This is a genomic window from Ruegeria arenilitoris (assembly GCF_013032445.1).
In the GTDB taxonomy this organism is placed as follows: domain Bacteria; phylum Pseudomonadota; class Alphaproteobacteria; order Rhodobacterales; family Rhodobacteraceae; genus Ruegeria; species Ruegeria arenilitoris_F.
Window position 1 is genome coordinate 1 of the sequence record NZ_WQCA01000015.1, and the last position, 15,552, is coordinate 15,552.

Sequence of the window (15,552 nt, forward strand, 5' to 3'; positions counted from 1 at the left end):
CGTCGCGCTGACGGCCCAGCTCGGATGTGATCGAGCCAAACAGCTCAGGATCACGATCGGCAAGGGACTGGGTGAAAAAACCGTCGGTACGGTGCGGGGCATTCACGGGGCAAATCTCCTGTGGAAGAGGGGCCGATGCCGCCGTTATGGCCGCATCGGTGGTTATTGACTGGCGCTTTCGGGTTTTCAGATCACCCGGTCGCGTGGTTCGAGGCCCTGGAAGAAGTCGCTGAGGTTATCCAGAACGCGGAACCCCATCGCCTCGCGTGCTTCACGCGTCGCACTGCCCAGATGCGGCAGCATCACGAGGTTGTCGCATTGCAACAGGTCCGGGCTGATGCGGGGCTCTCCATCGAACACATCCAGCGCCGCGCCGCCGATCATGTCGAACATCAGCGCCTGAATCAGAGCCCATTCGTCGATCACCTCACCGCGTGCGGTGTTGATCAAGTACGCATCCTGTTTCATCAGGTTCAGCCTGCGCGCATTGATCAGGTGGCGGTTTGCTGTGCCTCCAGGGCAGTGCAGCGAGACGAAATCGCATTGCGGCAACAGCTCATCGACCGTGTCCACCTGCGTCGCGTTGCACTTGGCCAAAACGTCCGGGGCAATCGGGCTGCGGTTGTAGACAAGGATATCCATACCGAACCCATGATGGGCGCGGCGGGCCATTTCCTGCCCTATACGGCCATAGCCGATGATACCCAGCGTCTTGCCGCTGACCTTCGTGCCGATCAGATGGGTGGGACGCCAGCCGGTCCAATTGCCAGCGCGCAGTTCACGCTCGCCTTCACCGGCACGGCGGGCCACCATCAACAGCAGTGTTATGGCGATATCGGCGGTGCATTCGGACAGCACGTCGGGCGTGTTTGTCACGGTCATGCCCAGCCCGCGCGCCGAGGGCTCGCAGATATGGCTGTAGCCGACGCCATAGTTGGCAAGGATCTTTGTCTGCGCGCCGGGTACGTCCAGCGCCTCGGCGCTGAGCGTGTCGGTGACGGTGGGCAGCACTGCGTCATAGGATTTCAGCGCCTGCCGGATTTCGGCCGGGGACATTGGCTTGTCCCCGGTGTTCAGCACGGTGTTATAGTTCTCGGCCAGCTGCGCCTCGACGGCGGCAGGCCAACGACGGGTAACAAGAACCGAGGGTTTGACCATCACGCGGCCTCCATCACACGGGCAATCGTTTCACCGATCACGGCTGGGTTCTCCGCAACGGTCACACCGGCTGCGGACAGAATCTCGACCTTTTCGCTGGCACTTTCACCGAAGGCCGAGATGATGGCACCCGCGTGGCCCATTGTACGACCTTTGGGGGCGGTAAGACCCGCGACATATGCCACCACCGGCTTGCTGATGTGATCACGGATGTATTCGGCCGCTTCGGCTTCCTGCGGGCCGCCGATTTCACCGATCATGGCGATGATATGGGTGTCTTCGTCCTCTTCGAACCGCTGCAGGATGTCCTTGAAGGACGAACCGTTGATCGGGTCGCCCCCGATGCCGACGCTGGTCGAGACACCGATCCCGCGCCCTTTAAGCTGCGCCGCAGCTTCATATCCCAACGTGCCCGAGCGACCGATGATGCCTACATTGCCCGGTAGGTAGATGTGCCCCGGCATGATCCCCAACAGGGCTTTGCCGGGCGAGATAGTGCCCGCGCAGTTCGGCCCGGTCAGAACCATGCGTTTCTCTTTGGGGTAGCGGTACATGTACCGTTTCACCCGGATCATGTCCTGTGCCGGAATACCATCGGTGATGCAGACGCAATAGCGGATACCGGCATCTGCGGCCTCCATAATCGAGTCGGCGGCAAATGGCGGTGGCACGAAGACAAGGCTGGCATCGGCGCCGGTTGCCTCGACTGCCTGTTTGACGGTGTCGAATACCGGAACGCCTTCGACAGTTTCTCCGCCCTTACCCGGGACGACACCGCCCACGACATTGGTGCCGTAGTTCAGCATGTCCTTGGTATGGAACCGCGCCATACGGCCGGTGATGCCCTGTACGATGACACGCGAGTCACGATCGAGAAGAATGCTCATTACACAGCCCTCATCTTGGTGCCTTGAGTAAGGTCGTTTTTCCATGCGCCCACGGCGCGTTCTGCGGCTTCCATCAGTGTTGTGGCGCGAATGATCGGCAGGCCCGATTTCGCAAGGATTTTCTGGCCTTCCTCCACATTGGTTCCGGCCAGGCGCACGACCACAGGGATATCGAGGTCCAATTCCTTCAGCGCCTGCACGACCCCTTCGGCCACCCAGTCACAGCGGTTGATACCGGCGAAGATGTTGACGAGGATTGCTTGAACATTGTCGTCCGACAGAACCAGACGGAAGGCCTTGGCCACACGCTCGGGCGACGCTCCGCCGCCGATGTCGAGGAAATTGGCAGGCTCACCTCCTGCCAGCTTGATCGTGTCCATCGTCGCCATCGCCAGACCGGCGCCGTTGACGATGCAGCCGATATTGCCGTCCAGACCCACATAAGACAGGCCACGATCCGCCGCACGGCTTTCGCGCGGGTCTTCCTGGCTTTTGTCGCGCAGCTCGGCGATCTGCGGATGACGGAACAGAGCGTTGTCGTCAAAGCTCATTTTTGCGTCCAGCGCCAGCACGCGGTCGTCACCGGTGATGACCAGCGGGTTGATCTCGACCATGGTGGCGTCCAGATCGCTGAAGGCGGCGTAGCAGCCCTGCAGCGTGCGCACCATGTGCTGCACCAACTTCGGCTCCAGCCCCAGTTTGAACGCGATCTCGCGCGCCTGGAATTCCTGCAAGCCAACCGCCGGTTCCACGATCGAGCGGACGATGCTGTCGGGGCGGTCGGCCGAGATATCCTCGATCTCCATCCCGCCCTCGGACGAAGCCACGATCATCACCCGCTGGCTGGACCGGTCGAGCACGAAACCCAGATAGATCTCGCGATCAATCGGCACCGCGGATTCGACATAGACGCGGTAGATGCCCTTGCCCTCGGGGCCGGTCTGATGGGTGACCAGCTTGCGGCCGAACAGGTCATCACAGGCCTGATGGATTTCGTTTTCGGTGTTGCACAGCTTGACCCCTCCGGCCTTGCCACGCCCGCCCGCGTGGACCTGTGCCTTGACGATCCACTTGTCACCGCCCAGCTCGCGCGCCCGATAGGCCGCTTGTTCCGGGCTGTAGGCCAACGCGCCCGAGGGCACGTCGACACCGAACTTCGAAAGAAGTTCTTTCGCTTGGTATTCATGGATATCCATCTGCAATCCTCCCGTTCATGCAGTGTGATTAAGCGGCGATCGATGTGCCGTAGCGGCTTTCCAGCAGGGCCTCGATTGCGTCCTGGTCAACCTCTCCGCCCAGCTCTCGCAGAGCTTCGGCGAACAGGCGTACGATCCGGCTGACAGAGTCCCGGTTCAACTGGTTGAGAATCCCGATGCGGACCTGCACCGGTGCGCTGAGCGTCGGCCAGATGCCAAACCCGCGGGCGCGGCAGTTCTGCACCAGCTCCATTTCACGGCCCGCCAATTCCGGCGGCAGGTTCAGCACGACGAGGCTGGGCATGTCCGAGGTCACCTCGCATCCCATCTCGATCACGGCGTCGCGCAGAACCTTTTCGTGGGTTCGGTAGGACAGCGAGCGCTTGGCCAGACCCTCTTGCAAGGTCAGACGCAGGGATTCGTGGAAGGCTGCGACCGCGTATCCTGAATGGGTGCGGTGATAGGTGCCTTTTTCCACGTCCTGACCGTCAACGATACCCCAATGGCGCGCCTCGAAAATCGGGTTGTGCACGTAAGTATAAGCCCCGGTCGTCTTCAGCGATTCGATATAGGCATCGGTAAAGCTGACGGGCGCATAGGTCAGCGGCAGGCAGCACAGGCCTTTCTGCGGGCACGAGGCCCAACCGGCGATACCCGGGAAGTCATCAATCGAAAAGTCATCGACACCCAGCGATGAGACCGCATCAATCAGACCCATTGCGCCGTGACGCTCGCAGGCGTCCGAGAATCCGCGCAGATCGTTGATAAGGCCCGAACCGGTCTCCCAATGTGCCATGAAGGCCCATTTCGGCTGATGCTCGGCCAGAGCGGCTTCAACCAGCTCACCTGTCACCGGCTGGCCATGCGGAACCTCGATCACGGTGACGCTGGCGGCTTGCGGATCCAGCGGTTTTGCGGCGTGTTCTTCAGGCGTCGCGGCCTTGATCCGCAGGGTCAGCGCATCAATGCCCGAGAAGGTGCCGTTGGTGAAGGCAACCACCTTGTCACCGGGCATCACGGCCGAGAACATGGTGTCCAGTGCGCTCCAACCAGTGCCGGCCACGGCGAAGGTATAGGTGTTTTTGGTGCCCCAGATCTTGCGCAGCATATGTTTGCATTCGATCATGCCCCGCAGGACATCGCCCTGCATGTGATCGGCAACGCCTGCCTTGGCAAATGCGTTCAACACGCGGGCATCGGTATTGCCCGGCCCCGGGCCCGCAGCAAGCGTTTCGGGAATTTCGAGCGGTGGGAAAATCTCAAAGGTCATTTTCAGACATCCTCAGCAGTTGGTCGGCATTGCGGCCTGTTGTGTTACGTTGCCGAATAGAAAACGCGGACTTGCCCTGTAACGCAACGTAACTTACTACTGCTTTAGGATGGCCAAATGGATGGGTTATTTCCTACCCATTTTGGTAAAAACACCAAAGTATACCGATTTCGTACCTACCCAAATGGGTGGTTTTAGGCAAAAGCAGGGTGAATTAGATGGCTGCTAACGCTAACGCTCCAATCGATGTCATGCTTGCGGACAGCAATCCGCTGGTCCTGTCCGCCATGTCCGAAATCTTTGAACGCGACCCGCGATTCTCTCTGGTGGCGACCTCCGCCACGGCCGAAGGGTTTCTGGGAACCGTGATGCGGATACCTGTTCAGGTCGGTGTGGTGGACTGGAACCTTCCGGTTTTGGGGGCGGCAAAACTGATCGAAGTGTTGCGCGAACAAGCCAACGCCCCGCGCTTTGTTGTCTATGGCGAAACGACCGGTGAAATCCCGCGCTTGGCGATGCAGGCCGGAGCTGCGGGCTTTGCTTCCCGGTCTGGCGAGGTAGAGGGCCTGTTGGAAACTTGCTCCGACGTCGCGGCTGGGAAAATGGTGTTCCCGTTCATCGACGTCCGTAAAATGCAGCAGGACCCGATCCAAAGCTTGTCCCGCAAAGAACGCGCCATTCTCGAAGCGCTGGCTCAGGGCATGTCGAACCGGGATTTGTCGAAAGAACTCCAGATTTCGACCAACACGGTCAAATTCCACCTGTCAAACATCTATGAGAAACTGGCGGTCAAAAACAGAGCGCAGGCGATTGCGTATTATTATTCGTCTCAGTTGTCCGGAGGCTAGCGCGGCGCGCTTTGATCTGTGCCGACTTAACCGCGCCCGACCCGTACCTCGCGATGACGGTGGCAGACCTCCTGATGTCGGCAATGCGAAAGATTGCATCCCGTCAGCCCGTGACGATGAATGCGAAAGGCTCCGCGCCACGTACCATGTAAACCAACAGGACCGAACCATGATCCAGAACAATCCCGCCCTGATCGCCGCCATTCGCGACCGGTTCGCTCATGTCGATAGCTGTCCGTTTCAGGGCGAGCGTATCTTCTTTGAGAACGCCGGTGGGGCGTTGACGCTGAAATCGGTGGTCGAAACGTCGGCGTTCTACGCCGCGATCCCCGACAACCCGGGCCGCATCAACCCGGCGGGGCAGGGCACCCAGAATGTGATAAACAAAGCCAAGGATGATCTGGCAGTGTTCATGAATGCCTCGACCGGCCAGTTCTTTGCCGGTGAGAGCGGCACCGAATTGTTGTTCCGCCTGATCCGCACTGCCTGTTTGGCCGCTCCTAAGGGTGCAAAAGTGATCGGATCGTCGATCGAACACCCCGCCACTCGTAGTGCCGCGCGACGTTGGGCCGAGATTGCGGGTCTGGACTATGTGAACGTGCCCCACAACGACGAAACCGGGTTGGTCACGGTCGAGGACTATGCCGCTCTGATGACTCCAGATGTGGCGGTGGCAACGATCTTACACGCGTCCCCTGTGACAGGAATGGGTATGGATGTTGCCGCGATTTCGGCGGCAACACGGGCGGTGGCACCGAATTGCATGATCATCGTCGATGGCATCCAGCACGCGGCACACGGGCAAGTGGATTTGGACGCCTATACCGTCGATGGCTACGTGATTTCACCCTACAAAGTATTCTCACGCCATGGTTACGGTATTGCTTGGATTTCCGACCGGCTAAGCGTCACGTCGCACGACATGTTGATTGATGCGCCTGCAACAGGCTGGGAATTCGGCACCCGAGACGCGGGGTCATATGCGACAGTGTCAGACGTGGTGGCCTATTTCGACTGGCTGGGCGGAGAGGTCTCGAATGAAACAGACCCTCGCAAGCGGATTGAGGCGGCGGGCCGTGCAATCCATGCCTACGAAACCCATCTGACCAACACCGCAATCAACGGCCTTGGAAACCTACCGGGTTTGCGGGACATGGAACACGTCACCATATTGGCAGGGGCCGACAACCCCGCCCGCGAAGGGCTTGTGTCTGTTGTAGTCAACGGCAAGGCGTCGGAGGACGTGGTTGAAACCTTGAACCAGCAAGGAATCCGCACACACACGCGCAAAGCCGACCACTATTCCGGTAACGTGCTGACACCGCTGGGCCTGACGGATTGTATCCGCATTTCGTTTTGTCATTACAACACCGAACAGGAAATCGCCCGCCTTCTAGCCGCAATAAAGGTTCTCGGCGACGACGGCTGATCGGACGCAACAAGGGTTGCAAAAAACGCCAAGCTGCATGTCATCCAATTTGCTTTGTCACCGCCGGGGCCAGTCAGCAATGACAAAGGTGTACGAACCGTGCTGAGCGCATGATGCAAAAGCAAACGATTTAAACCGCGCATATGCAAAACGCTTCGGTTGATAAATCGGCGATCCTGTTCGAGCATTTTTTATTAAGAAAAGCTTGGACCTGATTACTTTTTTGCTGAGCGCCCAAGGTGCTTCGGAATACACTTCACTTCGCGAACACCTGCCGCGTGATCGTTTCGTCACTCAGACAGCACCAAAACATGCCTTTTCGTCAACCGAAGCCTAAAACTTGCGACACAACCCAGCCTACCCGGAGAAGCCTGGCGTCAGTCTTCTAGATTATTACGGTACCTAGTGCATGCAGCAGAAAGCACCGTGCGTGACATCCTTCATCAAGGTATCGAAATCTTTGCCGCGCATCTCGACCAGGGTTTTGTGGTCACCTGCTTCGAACCAGATTTTGTCCAACCCAGTTAAGCTGTTGTCGATAACAGTAGGCAAATCATAGGCTTCACCCACAGGCGGCGCAGCGCCGAGGGCGCAATCATCGAACAAATCATGCATTTCAGATTCTGGCGCCAAGCCTAGACGCCGGTTCATCATAGATTGAAGAGCGGTGAGGTCTACCTGATGGTTGCTCGGCAGAACTGCAAGCAAAGGCCCTTCCTCCATGTGAATAAGAACCGATTTGGCGAGGTGATCGCCGGGAACATGTGCCGCTTCGGCACATTCAGCGGCAGTTGCGGCATAAGGATGGGGGATTGTGTCAAACGGGAGCCCTTGGGCGTCCAGATGGTGTTTTAAGCGAGTTGCAATTGTCATGGTGCCCTCCGTATCACCGAAGGCGTCCCGGTCGCGAAACGTGTCACGATGCGCAACTAGGGCGCAATTGTATGTGGAATTTTATTTTGCGCCCAATGAGCCCGGCGGGCAAGGGGGTTGGGATCCTGGTCGACTGGAAAAGACCGGAACGGACCAGAGATTTGCGTTAGAAAGTAGTAACCGGTGGTGTTTTTTCAGAAAACGATCTGAAGTAACGTTTTTTGGGCCTATCCGCGTCCCGCATGTAGAAGCCGGTTGGCCCTCGCGGATCAAGTGGGTGATTTGAATCCCATTTAAAGCTGCCAAAGCTGACCCGAAAGATCTGTACCCGCACACACGCCGATTCCGACAGCAAAAAGAGCCGTTCTGTGGCGGGCGTGGAAGGGTTCATTCAGTGAAAATTTCAACAAATCGGGGAGCGGGAAACAAATTGTGATTAGAAATTAAACAATTACGGGCCAGTTTTGTGGTAGACTAGGGTGAACTTAGCGCGCTGGGACGAAGGAGTACGAAACCGAGAGGAATTTTTGAGATGGAGATTTTCGAGCAGTTTGCAGAAGAGTATGGGCGGACCAAGCTCATCGAAATGACATTGCAGGACTATTTGCTGGAATGTCGCGAAGACCCAACAATGCGGGCTACCGCCGCCGAGCGGATGGTCGCCGCTATTGACGAACCAGAGCTTGTCGACACCAGTCAGGAGGCTCGGCTCAGTCGTATTTTTCTTAACCGGACAATCAAGCGATATAAACCCTTCCGGGACATATATGGCGTCGAGGAAACCATCGAACGCATCGTTGGTTTTTTTCGCCATGCCAGTCAGGGTCTCGAGGAACGCAAGCAAATTCTCTATTTGTTAGGTCCGGTCGGCGGAGGCAAGTCAACGCTTGCCGAGATTCTCAAAAACCTGATGGAACGGCAGCCGATCTATGTGCTGGCGGCGGGTGACCAGATCAGCCCGATCTTTGAATCTCCGCTTGGCCTGTTCGACCGCGACCGGATGGGGGATTTGCTGGAGAACAAGTACAATATTCCCAAACGGCTGTTGAACGGATTGATTTCCCCCTGGGCTGTTAAGCGTTTACAGGAGTTTGACGGCGATATTTCCAAGTTTTCGGTTGTCAAACTCTATCCGTCGAAGCTGCGCCAGATTTGTGTCGCCAAAACCGAGCCGGGCGATGAAAACAACCAAGACATTTCTTCGCTCGTCGGGAAGCTCGACATACGCAAGCTGGAAGAATTCAGCCAGAACGACCCGGATGCCTATTCCTATTCCGGTGCTCTGAACCGCACCACGCAGGGGCTGATGGAATTCGTTGAGATGTTCAAGGCGCCAATCAAGGTGCTGCATCCCTTGCTGACGGCCACGCAGGAGGGCTCATACGCGGGCACTGAGAACATCGGCGCCTTCCCCTTCCAGGGCGTCATTGTCGCGCACTCAAACGAAGCGGAATGGCAGCAGTTCAAAAATAATAAGAACAACGAGGCCTTTCTGGACCGGATCAGTCTGGTCAAGGTGCCCTATTGCTTGCGTGCCTCGGATGAAACCCGAATTTACGAGAAGTTGCTTGAGGAAAGCAGTCTGGGTGAATCCCCCTGTGCGCCGGAAACGCTGTCCATTCTAAGCCAGTTCAGCGTTCTGACACGGTTGAAAGAACATGAAAACTCGCCGACATTTTCCAAGCTCCGTGTCTATGACGGTGAAACCCTGAAAGATACCGATCCCAAAGCGCGGTCCGTGCAGGAATATCGAGATGCCGCCGGCGTGGACGAAGGGATGACGGGCACATCCACCCGCTTTGCGTTCAAGGTGCTGTCCGAGACCTTCAACCACGACACCGACGAAGTCGGCGCCGATCCGGTTCATCTGCTCTATGTTCTGGAACAGGCCGTGAAACGCGAACAATTCCCCGACGAGGTTGAAAGCCGGTACCTGTCGTTCATGAAGGACGATCTGTCACCGCGCTACGCGGAATTCATCGGCAACGAGATCCAAAAGGCCTATCTGGAATCCTATTCTGACTTTGGTCAGAACCTTTTCGACCGATACATCGCCTTTGCTGATGCCTGGATCGAAGATCAGGACTTCAAGGATCCGGATACCGGGCAGATCCTCAATCGTGGTGTTCTGGAACAGGAGCTTGAAAAGATCGAAAAACCGGCCGGAATTTCCAACCCCAAGGATTTCCGGAACGAAGTGGTCAAATTCGTGCTGCGCGCGCGGGCCAACAATCGCGGTCGCAACCCTGACTGGCGCAAATATGAAAAGCTGAGAAGGGTCATCGAAAAGCGCATGTTCGGTCAGATTCAGGACTTGCTGCCGGTCATCAGTTTTGGTGCCAAGCGGGATAAGGAAACTGAAGCCAAGCATAACGAGTTCATCGATCGCATGACCGGTCGCGGGTACACGCGTCGACAGGTCAGGCGCCTGGTTGAATGGTACATGCGGGTCAACAAGGCAGGATGAGGAGTCTATGCTAAAATGGCCCATTTCATCGATCGAAGGCTGAACCCCAAGGATAAGAACCTTGGGAATCGCAGGCGATTTCTGCGCCGGGTTCGCTCGGCCGTTAAAGAGGCGGTTGACGAAAGCGTCCGACGCCGGAAAATCGCCGATGTCGGCCAGCAGGAAAATATCTCGGTACCGTCAGAAGGGATCGGAGAACCGCATTTTCAGCATGACAGCAAAGGTGGTATCCGAGACCGGGTCCTGACTGGAAACAAGAAGTTTAGGGCGGGTGACCGGCTCAAGAAACCTCCGTCAGGACAGGAAGGGCAGGGTGGACGTGAAGGCGCACCTGATGGGGAGGGCGAGGACGAATTCATGTTCGTTCTGTCACGTGACGAGTTTCTGTCCCTGTTCTTCGAGGATCTCGAACTGCCCGACATGGTCAAACGCAGTTTGAAAGAGGTGACAATCTCCAAACCGCATCGCATGGGCTACACAGCCGCTGGGACGCCCGCCAACCTCAGTGTTTCGCGCACGATGCGCAATGCGTTCGGTCGACGGCTTGCAATGCGGCGCCCAAATAACGCGGAGATTCAGGCCCTTACGAAACAGGTTGAAGAGCTCGAGGCGTTGAAAAAGCCTGATGCGGTACAAAAAGCGGAAAGACAGGTGCTGCGCGAGAAGCTCGACAAGATGCTGCGGCGGCGTAAGATCGTCCCCTACATCGACCCGCTGGATGTGCGTTACAAGTATTTCGAAATGCGCCCCGAGCCGGCGGCGAATGCGGTGATGTTCTGCCTGATGGACGTTTCGGCCTCGATGGGCGAGCGGGAAAAGAGCCTTGCCAAGCAGTTCTTCGTTCTGCTGCATCTTTTCCTCAAACAACGCTACGACAAGATCGAGCTTGTTTTCATCCGCCACACCCAGATCGCGGCGGAGGTTGATGAAGATACCTTTTTTCACTCTCGCCAGACCGGCGGTACGGTCGTGAGCAGCGCGCTTAACGAGATGAAACGGATAATCGAAGCCCGTTATCCACCCTCACAGTGGAATATCTATGCCGCGCAGGCATCAGATGGAGAGAATTTCAGCGGAGATTCAAGGCTGTGTGCCGATCTGTTGACCAGTGATCTGATGAAAGGCTGCCAATACTTCGCCTATACGGAAATCGTGGACGAGACCGAAGCCAATCTGATGAACAGCGAAGATAATGGCATGGAGCTGTGGCGTTCTTACCGGCAGGTTGCAGAGGCCTGGCCAAATTTCGCCATGAAGCGGATCGCGCGCGCCAGCGACATCTACCCGGTTCTGCACGAGCTGTTTGCGCGCAAGACGAACGGAGTTTCCAATGGCTGATCGGGCCGAAACCAGGACACCACTGTTTGATAGCTCGGAATGGGATTTTGAGACCATCCAGCGCAGCTATGACGCGATCGAGCGTGTGGCGATTGATGATCTTGAACTCGACGTCTATCCGAACCAGATCGAAATTATCTCGTACCAGCAAATGCTGGATGCCTATTCGTCGACCGGGATGCCGCTGATGTATCGGCACTGGTCTTTTGGCAAGCGTTTCGTTCACGAAGAGAAAGCCTATAGCAAAGGCGCAAACGGTCTTGCCTATGAGATCGTGATCAACTCCGATCCCTGTATCTCGTACTGCCTCGAAGACAACACGATGGCGCTTCAGGTGCTTGTGATCGCCCACGCGGCCTTCGGGCACAATCATTTCTTCAAGAACAATCACCTGTTTCGCCAGTGGAGTGATGCGCGGGGTATTCTCGACTATCTAGACTATGCACGCGGATTTATTGCTCAATGCGAAGAATTGCACGGGGAACGCGAGGTTGAGCATTTGCTGGACGCAGCCCACGCTCTCATGCCGTCGAGCGTTTTCCGGCACAGGCGTCCACCTCACTCATCGCTCGCGGATGAGAGAACCCGGCAGCGTGAGCGGCGCATCGAAGAGGAACGGGCGGTTCACTACCTGTGGGACGCCTTCGATCACCCCACGCAATCGTCGAAAACCGATGAAGAGGCGCGGAAACGCAAGCGTGAAATGGGCCTGCCGGAAGAAAACCTGCTCTATTTCGTCGAACGCCACAGCCCGGTTCTGAAGTCCTGGCAACGTGAAGTTTTGCGTATCGTTCGCAATATCGCTCAGTATTTCTACCCGCAGCGTCAGACAAAAGTGATGAACGAAGGATGCGCCTGCTTCGTCCACTATTACATTACAAACGAGTTGCATCGCTCCGGTCTGCTGACGGATGGCGCCATGCTCGAAATTCTGCACAGCCATACCAATGTGCTGACGCAACCCGACTTTGACGCTCCGAATGCGATGGGGATAAACCCTTATGCGCTGGGTTTTGCGATGATGCAGGATATCCAGCGCATCTGCACCGACCCGACCGATGAAGACCGGGAATGGTTTCCTGACATAGCGGGCAGCGGCGCGTGGCGCGATGTGTTAAAGGATGCCTGGGCCAACTTTCGCGACGAGAGTTTCGTTCAGCAGTTCCTCAGCCCCAATGTCATGCGCCGGTTCCGCATGTTTTCGCTGACAGATGACGAGGGAAAACCCTTTTACACGGTCGAAGCGATTCATGACGAACGCGGCTATCACCAGGTGCGCGACACCCTGGCGCGCAGTTTCGACGTTTCGGAATACGATCCCGATATTCAGATCGTGGATGTTGACTTAATGGGGGATCGTCACCTCAGGCTGCATCACTCCGTGCGTAACGGTGTGCCGCTGGACAAAAAGACCTGCGAAGGGACCTTGGGCCATCTGCGGGAGATTTGGGGTTTCGACGTAGCGTTCGAGAATTAGCAACGATTGTGTGCAAAATCTGAGTTCAGATTGACGAGGGAGCCTTTGCTGGTGCCTGTTGCTGATAAAGAGTATCGGCAGGTTATCGACCTTGCACAATCAACTTTGTATCGCGGATCCTTGTCGCTGACACAGTTTTTGGACGCTGATCCTCCCCCTTTTAAGTGGTCCGCCGCTATGCTTAGTGAACGGAGGACCAAAAATGGTAAACAAGCGACACAAGCCCTAGAAGATTATCACTAAGTTACGTCAGGTCGAATTGCTTGTCGGGCAAGGTATGGCAAGGGTCGATGCGATCCGCGAGCTACGCATAGCTGAGCCGATCAATTTTCGCTGGCGCAAGCAATATGGCAGTATGGGAACCGACCAGTTTAGGGAGCTCAAACGACTTCAGAAGGAGAACGCGCGGTTTGAGAAAGGCTGTTTCTGACCTCACCTTGGACAAGCTGATCCTGGCGGAGGCCGCAAAGGGAAACTTCTCCGCACGTCGTCGTGCCTGTATCAATCAGGTTCGCTGTCAGTTCAGTATCTCGGAACGCCAAGCCTGTCGTGTATTGAAGCAGATCGTTGGCCATCGGGATCGAGGTGAACTCGGTCGCGGTGCCCACCGGCGAGACCTGGCTGGTCCAGATCAAGAGCGCGGCACGGGCCAAGACCGCCCCGGCGGATGTGTCGCTAATGGTCGGTATCCCGCGCAGTCAGGGTGCAGATCAGAAAGTAATCAAAACCCTCGACGATTCCAAATACCCAAACCTGTCGAACATGTTGGATACATTCCAGGACCGCTATGATGACGGTAACCTATTTGGGGTCGGTGCGGTGTCGAGGTACATCACACTTTGCACAAACTCGGACGAAATTCCCGAAGCCCCGGACAGTTGGGCAGCGTTGTGGGATGAGACCTACGAGGACCAGATCGGTCTGCTGGGTCTGGTCTCAAACTCTTACATGCTGGAAGTGACCGCTACGACATTCTTTGGGGGCACCGAAATTCTGAAGTCGAAGAAAGGCATCCAGCAGGTGTTCGACAAATTTTCCGAGGTCGTTCCTAATGTACGGCTTTGGTACAAGGATGAGAGCGCGTTTCACCAATCCTTGCAGGACGGTGAAATTCCGATGGGCCAATATTACCACGACGTGGCGGGCCTTGCCGCTGCCGAGGGGTTCCCGGCTGTCTCCACCTTCCCGAAAAAAGGCGGAATTGTAGATTCAGGCTATTGAACCGTTCCCGAGCATGCCCAGCCGATTGATTAGATTCATGAATTCATCAACTTTTTTTCGGCACCTGAGACACAGGCCCTGTTGCCACGCAATGTCGGCAAAGCTCCGGTCGTCGATCCGGCCTTGGCCGATCTGACAGAGGAAGAACTGGCAGCAGTCAGCAGCCCGAAGGCCCCGATCGTTCCACGCCCTTGGGGAAGTGACAGCCTTTCAAAGAGACCATGCTGAAGCCTGTTGAAAAACTATTCGGAGTGAACAAACGCCAGGTTCTGCATACTCGCCAATTGGCCCCCAAAGTTTGCGACACATCCGCTGTGAATCATGCCGCCTGGCGGAAATCAATGGGTCCCGACCTTAGGAACCCTTGGACAGCGGCGGGGCTCAAGTTACTCTGAACGTAAAACCAGAGGTCTAGCGTGCATCGATTCATCCTTCAGATGACGGCGATCCTTGTATTCTCGACGGGGCTTCACGCCGAAAAGAGCGACTATCTTGAGCTTGCGCAGCGCGGCTGGGGGTATGAGCTTCGGTCCACTATGATCGGTCGCGACATGGCCGTTCCCGTTCACATCGACGGGCGGAATCTCGCTGGTGCTGCACTCTGCCTGATCGGCGAGCGGCCTCATCCGCAGACATTGATGGTTCTGAACACATTTCGGGACTTGCTGAAACACAGTTACGGATATCCCACGCCGATGCGCTATGCAGGCCGGTCAGCCAGAAATTGCGGCACCGGTCGCACTGTGGTTTTGCGCCTTTATTCCGGATACCCCCCGGAACGAGAGCTGTCTTTGGACTTGGACTGGCTCAGCGAAACCCATCTGCTTGGCCTGCCGGTGGGACGCAGATACGTAATGACTTCACCGGCGATGGCGCAGACCTTCTTTGGCCATCGTGGCCAGGGAACGCATATTGTGGTCAAACAACCGGCCCATGGCCGACCGGACCTGTTGGAGAGGGCATTCCACAAGTCTATCCTGCTGGAGGAGCTTTTTCAGTCCTATACGTTTGGCATGGACGTTCCGCATTTTGACAGGGCCACCGGATTTCTGTCCAAGCTGCAGGAAACGCCGGTCAATCTGCACCGTTGGCCCTGGAGTTCACATGATTTCATGCGGGCGCTATTGAACTCCAACCCCAGCGGGCTGTGTGCATTTGATGTGTTCATGCTGCACGCCGTGGCGCAGTCGCCTGTAGATCAGACGATCGATCCGGGGTTCTTCGACTATATCGACCGACAGTACGACCGGCTTTGGGCGCACACCGACAAAACACTGTCCGACCCGCGGTTTTCGTCCCTGTTTGATGACAGCTGTACCCGGGCGGTTCAGGTTGCCAGGTAATACCATCGGGTGTGTTTTGCGGGACGGCTGACTCCGGTTAGCCTG

At 56.6% G+C, this 15,552-nt stretch carries 12 protein-coding genes and 1 pseudogene; 8 read left to right on the plus strand and 5 right to left on the minus strand.

Going from position 1 to position 15,552, the window contains the following annotated elements; all coding sequences use genetic code 11:
- Positions 1–186: 186 nt before the first annotated feature.
- From GOW98_RS19615 to GOW98_RS19630, 4 genes are read right to left on the minus strand one after another with little or no spacing between them, the layout of a single operon-like run.
- Positions 187–1,158: a 2-hydroxyacid dehydrogenase gene (locus GOW98_RS19615; protein ID WP_170335177.1), complete on the minus strand. Its 972-nt coding sequence runs from the start codon at positions 1,156–1,158 to the stop codon at positions 187–189.
- On the minus strand, positions 1,158–2,045 hold the full coding sequence (gene sucD, locus GOW98_RS19620) for a succinate--CoA ligase subunit alpha (protein WP_170335179.1): 888 nt from the start codon (positions 2,043–2,045) through the stop codon (positions 1,158–1,160). Before sucD ends, GOW98_RS19615 begins: the two co-directional genes overlap by 1 nt.
- Positions 2,045–3,241: a malate--CoA ligase subunit beta gene (locus GOW98_RS19625; RefSeq protein WP_170335181.1), complete on the minus strand. Its 1,197-nt coding sequence runs from the start codon at positions 3,239–3,241 to the stop codon at positions 2,045–2,047. The genes sucD and GOW98_RS19625 overlap by 1 nt, the downstream gene beginning before the upstream one ends.
- Before the next feature lie 28 nt (positions 3,242–3,269).
- Positions 3,270–4,511, minus strand: a complete 1,242-nt coding sequence (locus GOW98_RS19630; RefSeq protein WP_170335183.1) for an aminotransferase class V-fold PLP-dependent enzyme — start codon at positions 4,509–4,511, stop codon at positions 3,270–3,272.
- A 218-nt stretch (positions 4,512–4,729) separates the two neighbouring features.
- Between GOW98_RS19630 and GOW98_RS19635 the strand changes: the two genes are divergently transcribed.
- Together GOW98_RS19635 and GOW98_RS19640 are read left to right on the plus strand one after the other, a co-directional pair.
- Positions 4,730–5,359, plus strand: coding sequence for a response regulator transcription factor (locus GOW98_RS19635; protein WP_254438081.1), 630 nt, complete (start codon positions 4,730–4,732; stop codon positions 5,357–5,359).
- Positions 5,360–5,528: 169 nt separating this feature from the next.
- Positions 5,529–6,788 (plus strand): aminotransferase class V-fold PLP-dependent enzyme, encoded by a 1,260-nt coding sequence (locus GOW98_RS19640; RefSeq protein ID WP_170335185.1) that lies wholly within the window; start codon positions 5,529–5,531, stop codon positions 6,786–6,788.
- 402 nt (positions 6,789–7,190) lie between these two features.
- On the opposite strand, the gene GOW98_RS19645 is transcribed toward GOW98_RS19640, so the two are convergent.
- Positions 7,191–7,661 carry an aminoacyl-tRNA deacylase gene (locus tag GOW98_RS19645; protein WP_170335187.1) on the minus strand — a complete coding sequence of 157 codons (471 nt, stop codon included), beginning with the start codon at positions 7,659–7,661 and terminating at the stop codon, positions 7,191–7,193.
- A gap of 532 nt (positions 7,662–8,193) precedes the next feature.
- Between GOW98_RS19645 and GOW98_RS19650 the strand changes: the two genes are divergently transcribed.
- The 6 genes and pseudogenes from GOW98_RS19650 to GOW98_RS19675 all read left to right on the plus strand — a co-directional run bounded on the left by GOW98_RS19650 (position 8,194) and on the right by GOW98_RS19675 (position 15,507).
- Positions 8,194–10,128 carry a PrkA family serine protein kinase gene (locus tag GOW98_RS19650; RefSeq protein ID WP_170335190.1) on the plus strand — a complete coding sequence of 645 codons (1,935 nt, stop codon included), beginning with the start codon at positions 8,194–8,196 and terminating at the stop codon, positions 10,126–10,128.
- 15 nt (positions 10,129–10,143) lie between these two features.
- The gene (locus GOW98_RS19655; protein ID WP_170335192.1) at positions 10,144–11,466 is read left to right on the plus strand and encodes a YeaH/YhbH family protein; all 1,323 of its coding nucleotides are present in this window, start codon (positions 10,144–10,146) and stop codon (positions 11,464–11,466) included.
- On the plus strand, positions 11,459–12,943 hold the full coding sequence (locus GOW98_RS19660) for a SpoVR family protein (RefSeq protein WP_170335194.1): 1,485 nt from the start codon (positions 11,459–11,461) through the stop codon (positions 12,941–12,943). Before GOW98_RS19655 ends, GOW98_RS19660 begins: the two co-directional genes overlap by 8 nt.
- Before the next feature lie 232 nt (positions 12,944–13,175).
- Positions 13,176–13,557: pseudogene (locus GOW98_RS25825) on the plus strand (transposase); the annotation flags it as partial.
- Positions 13,544–14,164 (plus strand): ABC transporter substrate-binding protein, encoded by a 621-nt coding sequence (locus GOW98_RS19670; RefSeq protein ID WP_437436870.1) that lies wholly within the window; start codon positions 13,544–13,546, stop codon positions 14,162–14,164. The pseudogene GOW98_RS25825 and the gene GOW98_RS19670, both read left to right, overlap by 14 nt.
- Before the next feature lie 416 nt (positions 14,165–14,580).
- On the plus strand, positions 14,581–15,507 hold the full coding sequence (locus GOW98_RS19675; RefSeq protein WP_367646872.1) for a hypothetical protein: 927 nt from the start codon (positions 14,581–14,583) through the stop codon (positions 15,505–15,507).
- Positions 15,508–15,552 lie beyond the last annotated feature (45 nt).

Bases quoted from the DNA above. Each gene is read 5' to 3' on its own strand.
- GOW98_RS19615 (WP_170335177.1), bottom strand. From the start codon at position 1,158: ATGGTCAAACCCTCGGTTCTTGTTACCCGTCGTTGGCCTGCCGCCGTC.
- sucD (WP_170335179.1), bottom strand. From the start codon at position 2,045: ATGAGCATTCTTCTCGATCGTGACTCGCGTGTCATCGTACAGGGCATC.
- GOW98_RS19625 (WP_170335181.1), bottom strand. From the start codon at position 3,241: ATGGATATCCATGAATACCAAGCGAAAGAACTTCTTTCGAAGTTCGGT.
- GOW98_RS19630 (WP_170335183.1), bottom strand. From the start codon at position 4,511: ATGACCTTTGAGATTTTCCCACCGCTCGAAATTCCCGAAACGCTTGCT.
- GOW98_RS19635 (WP_254438081.1), top strand. From the start codon at position 4,730: ATGGCTGCTAACGCTAACGCTCCAATCGATGTCATGCTTGCGGACAGC.
- GOW98_RS19640 (WP_170335185.1), top strand. From the start codon at position 5,529: ATGATCCAGAACAATCCCGCCCTGATCGCCGCCATTCGCGACCGGTTC.
- GOW98_RS19645 (WP_170335187.1), bottom strand. From the start codon at position 7,661: ATGACAATTGCAACTCGCTTAAAACACCATCTGGACGCCCAAGGGCTC.
- GOW98_RS19650 (WP_170335190.1), top strand. From the start codon at position 8,194: ATGGAGATTTTCGAGCAGTTTGCAGAAGAGTATGGGCGGACCAAGCTC.
- GOW98_RS19655 (WP_170335192.1), top strand. From the start codon at position 10,144: ATGGCCCATTTCATCGATCGAAGGCTGAACCCCAAGGATAAGAACCTT.
- GOW98_RS19660 (WP_170335194.1), top strand. From the start codon at position 11,459: ATGGCTGATCGGGCCGAAACCAGGACACCACTGTTTGATAGCTCGGAA.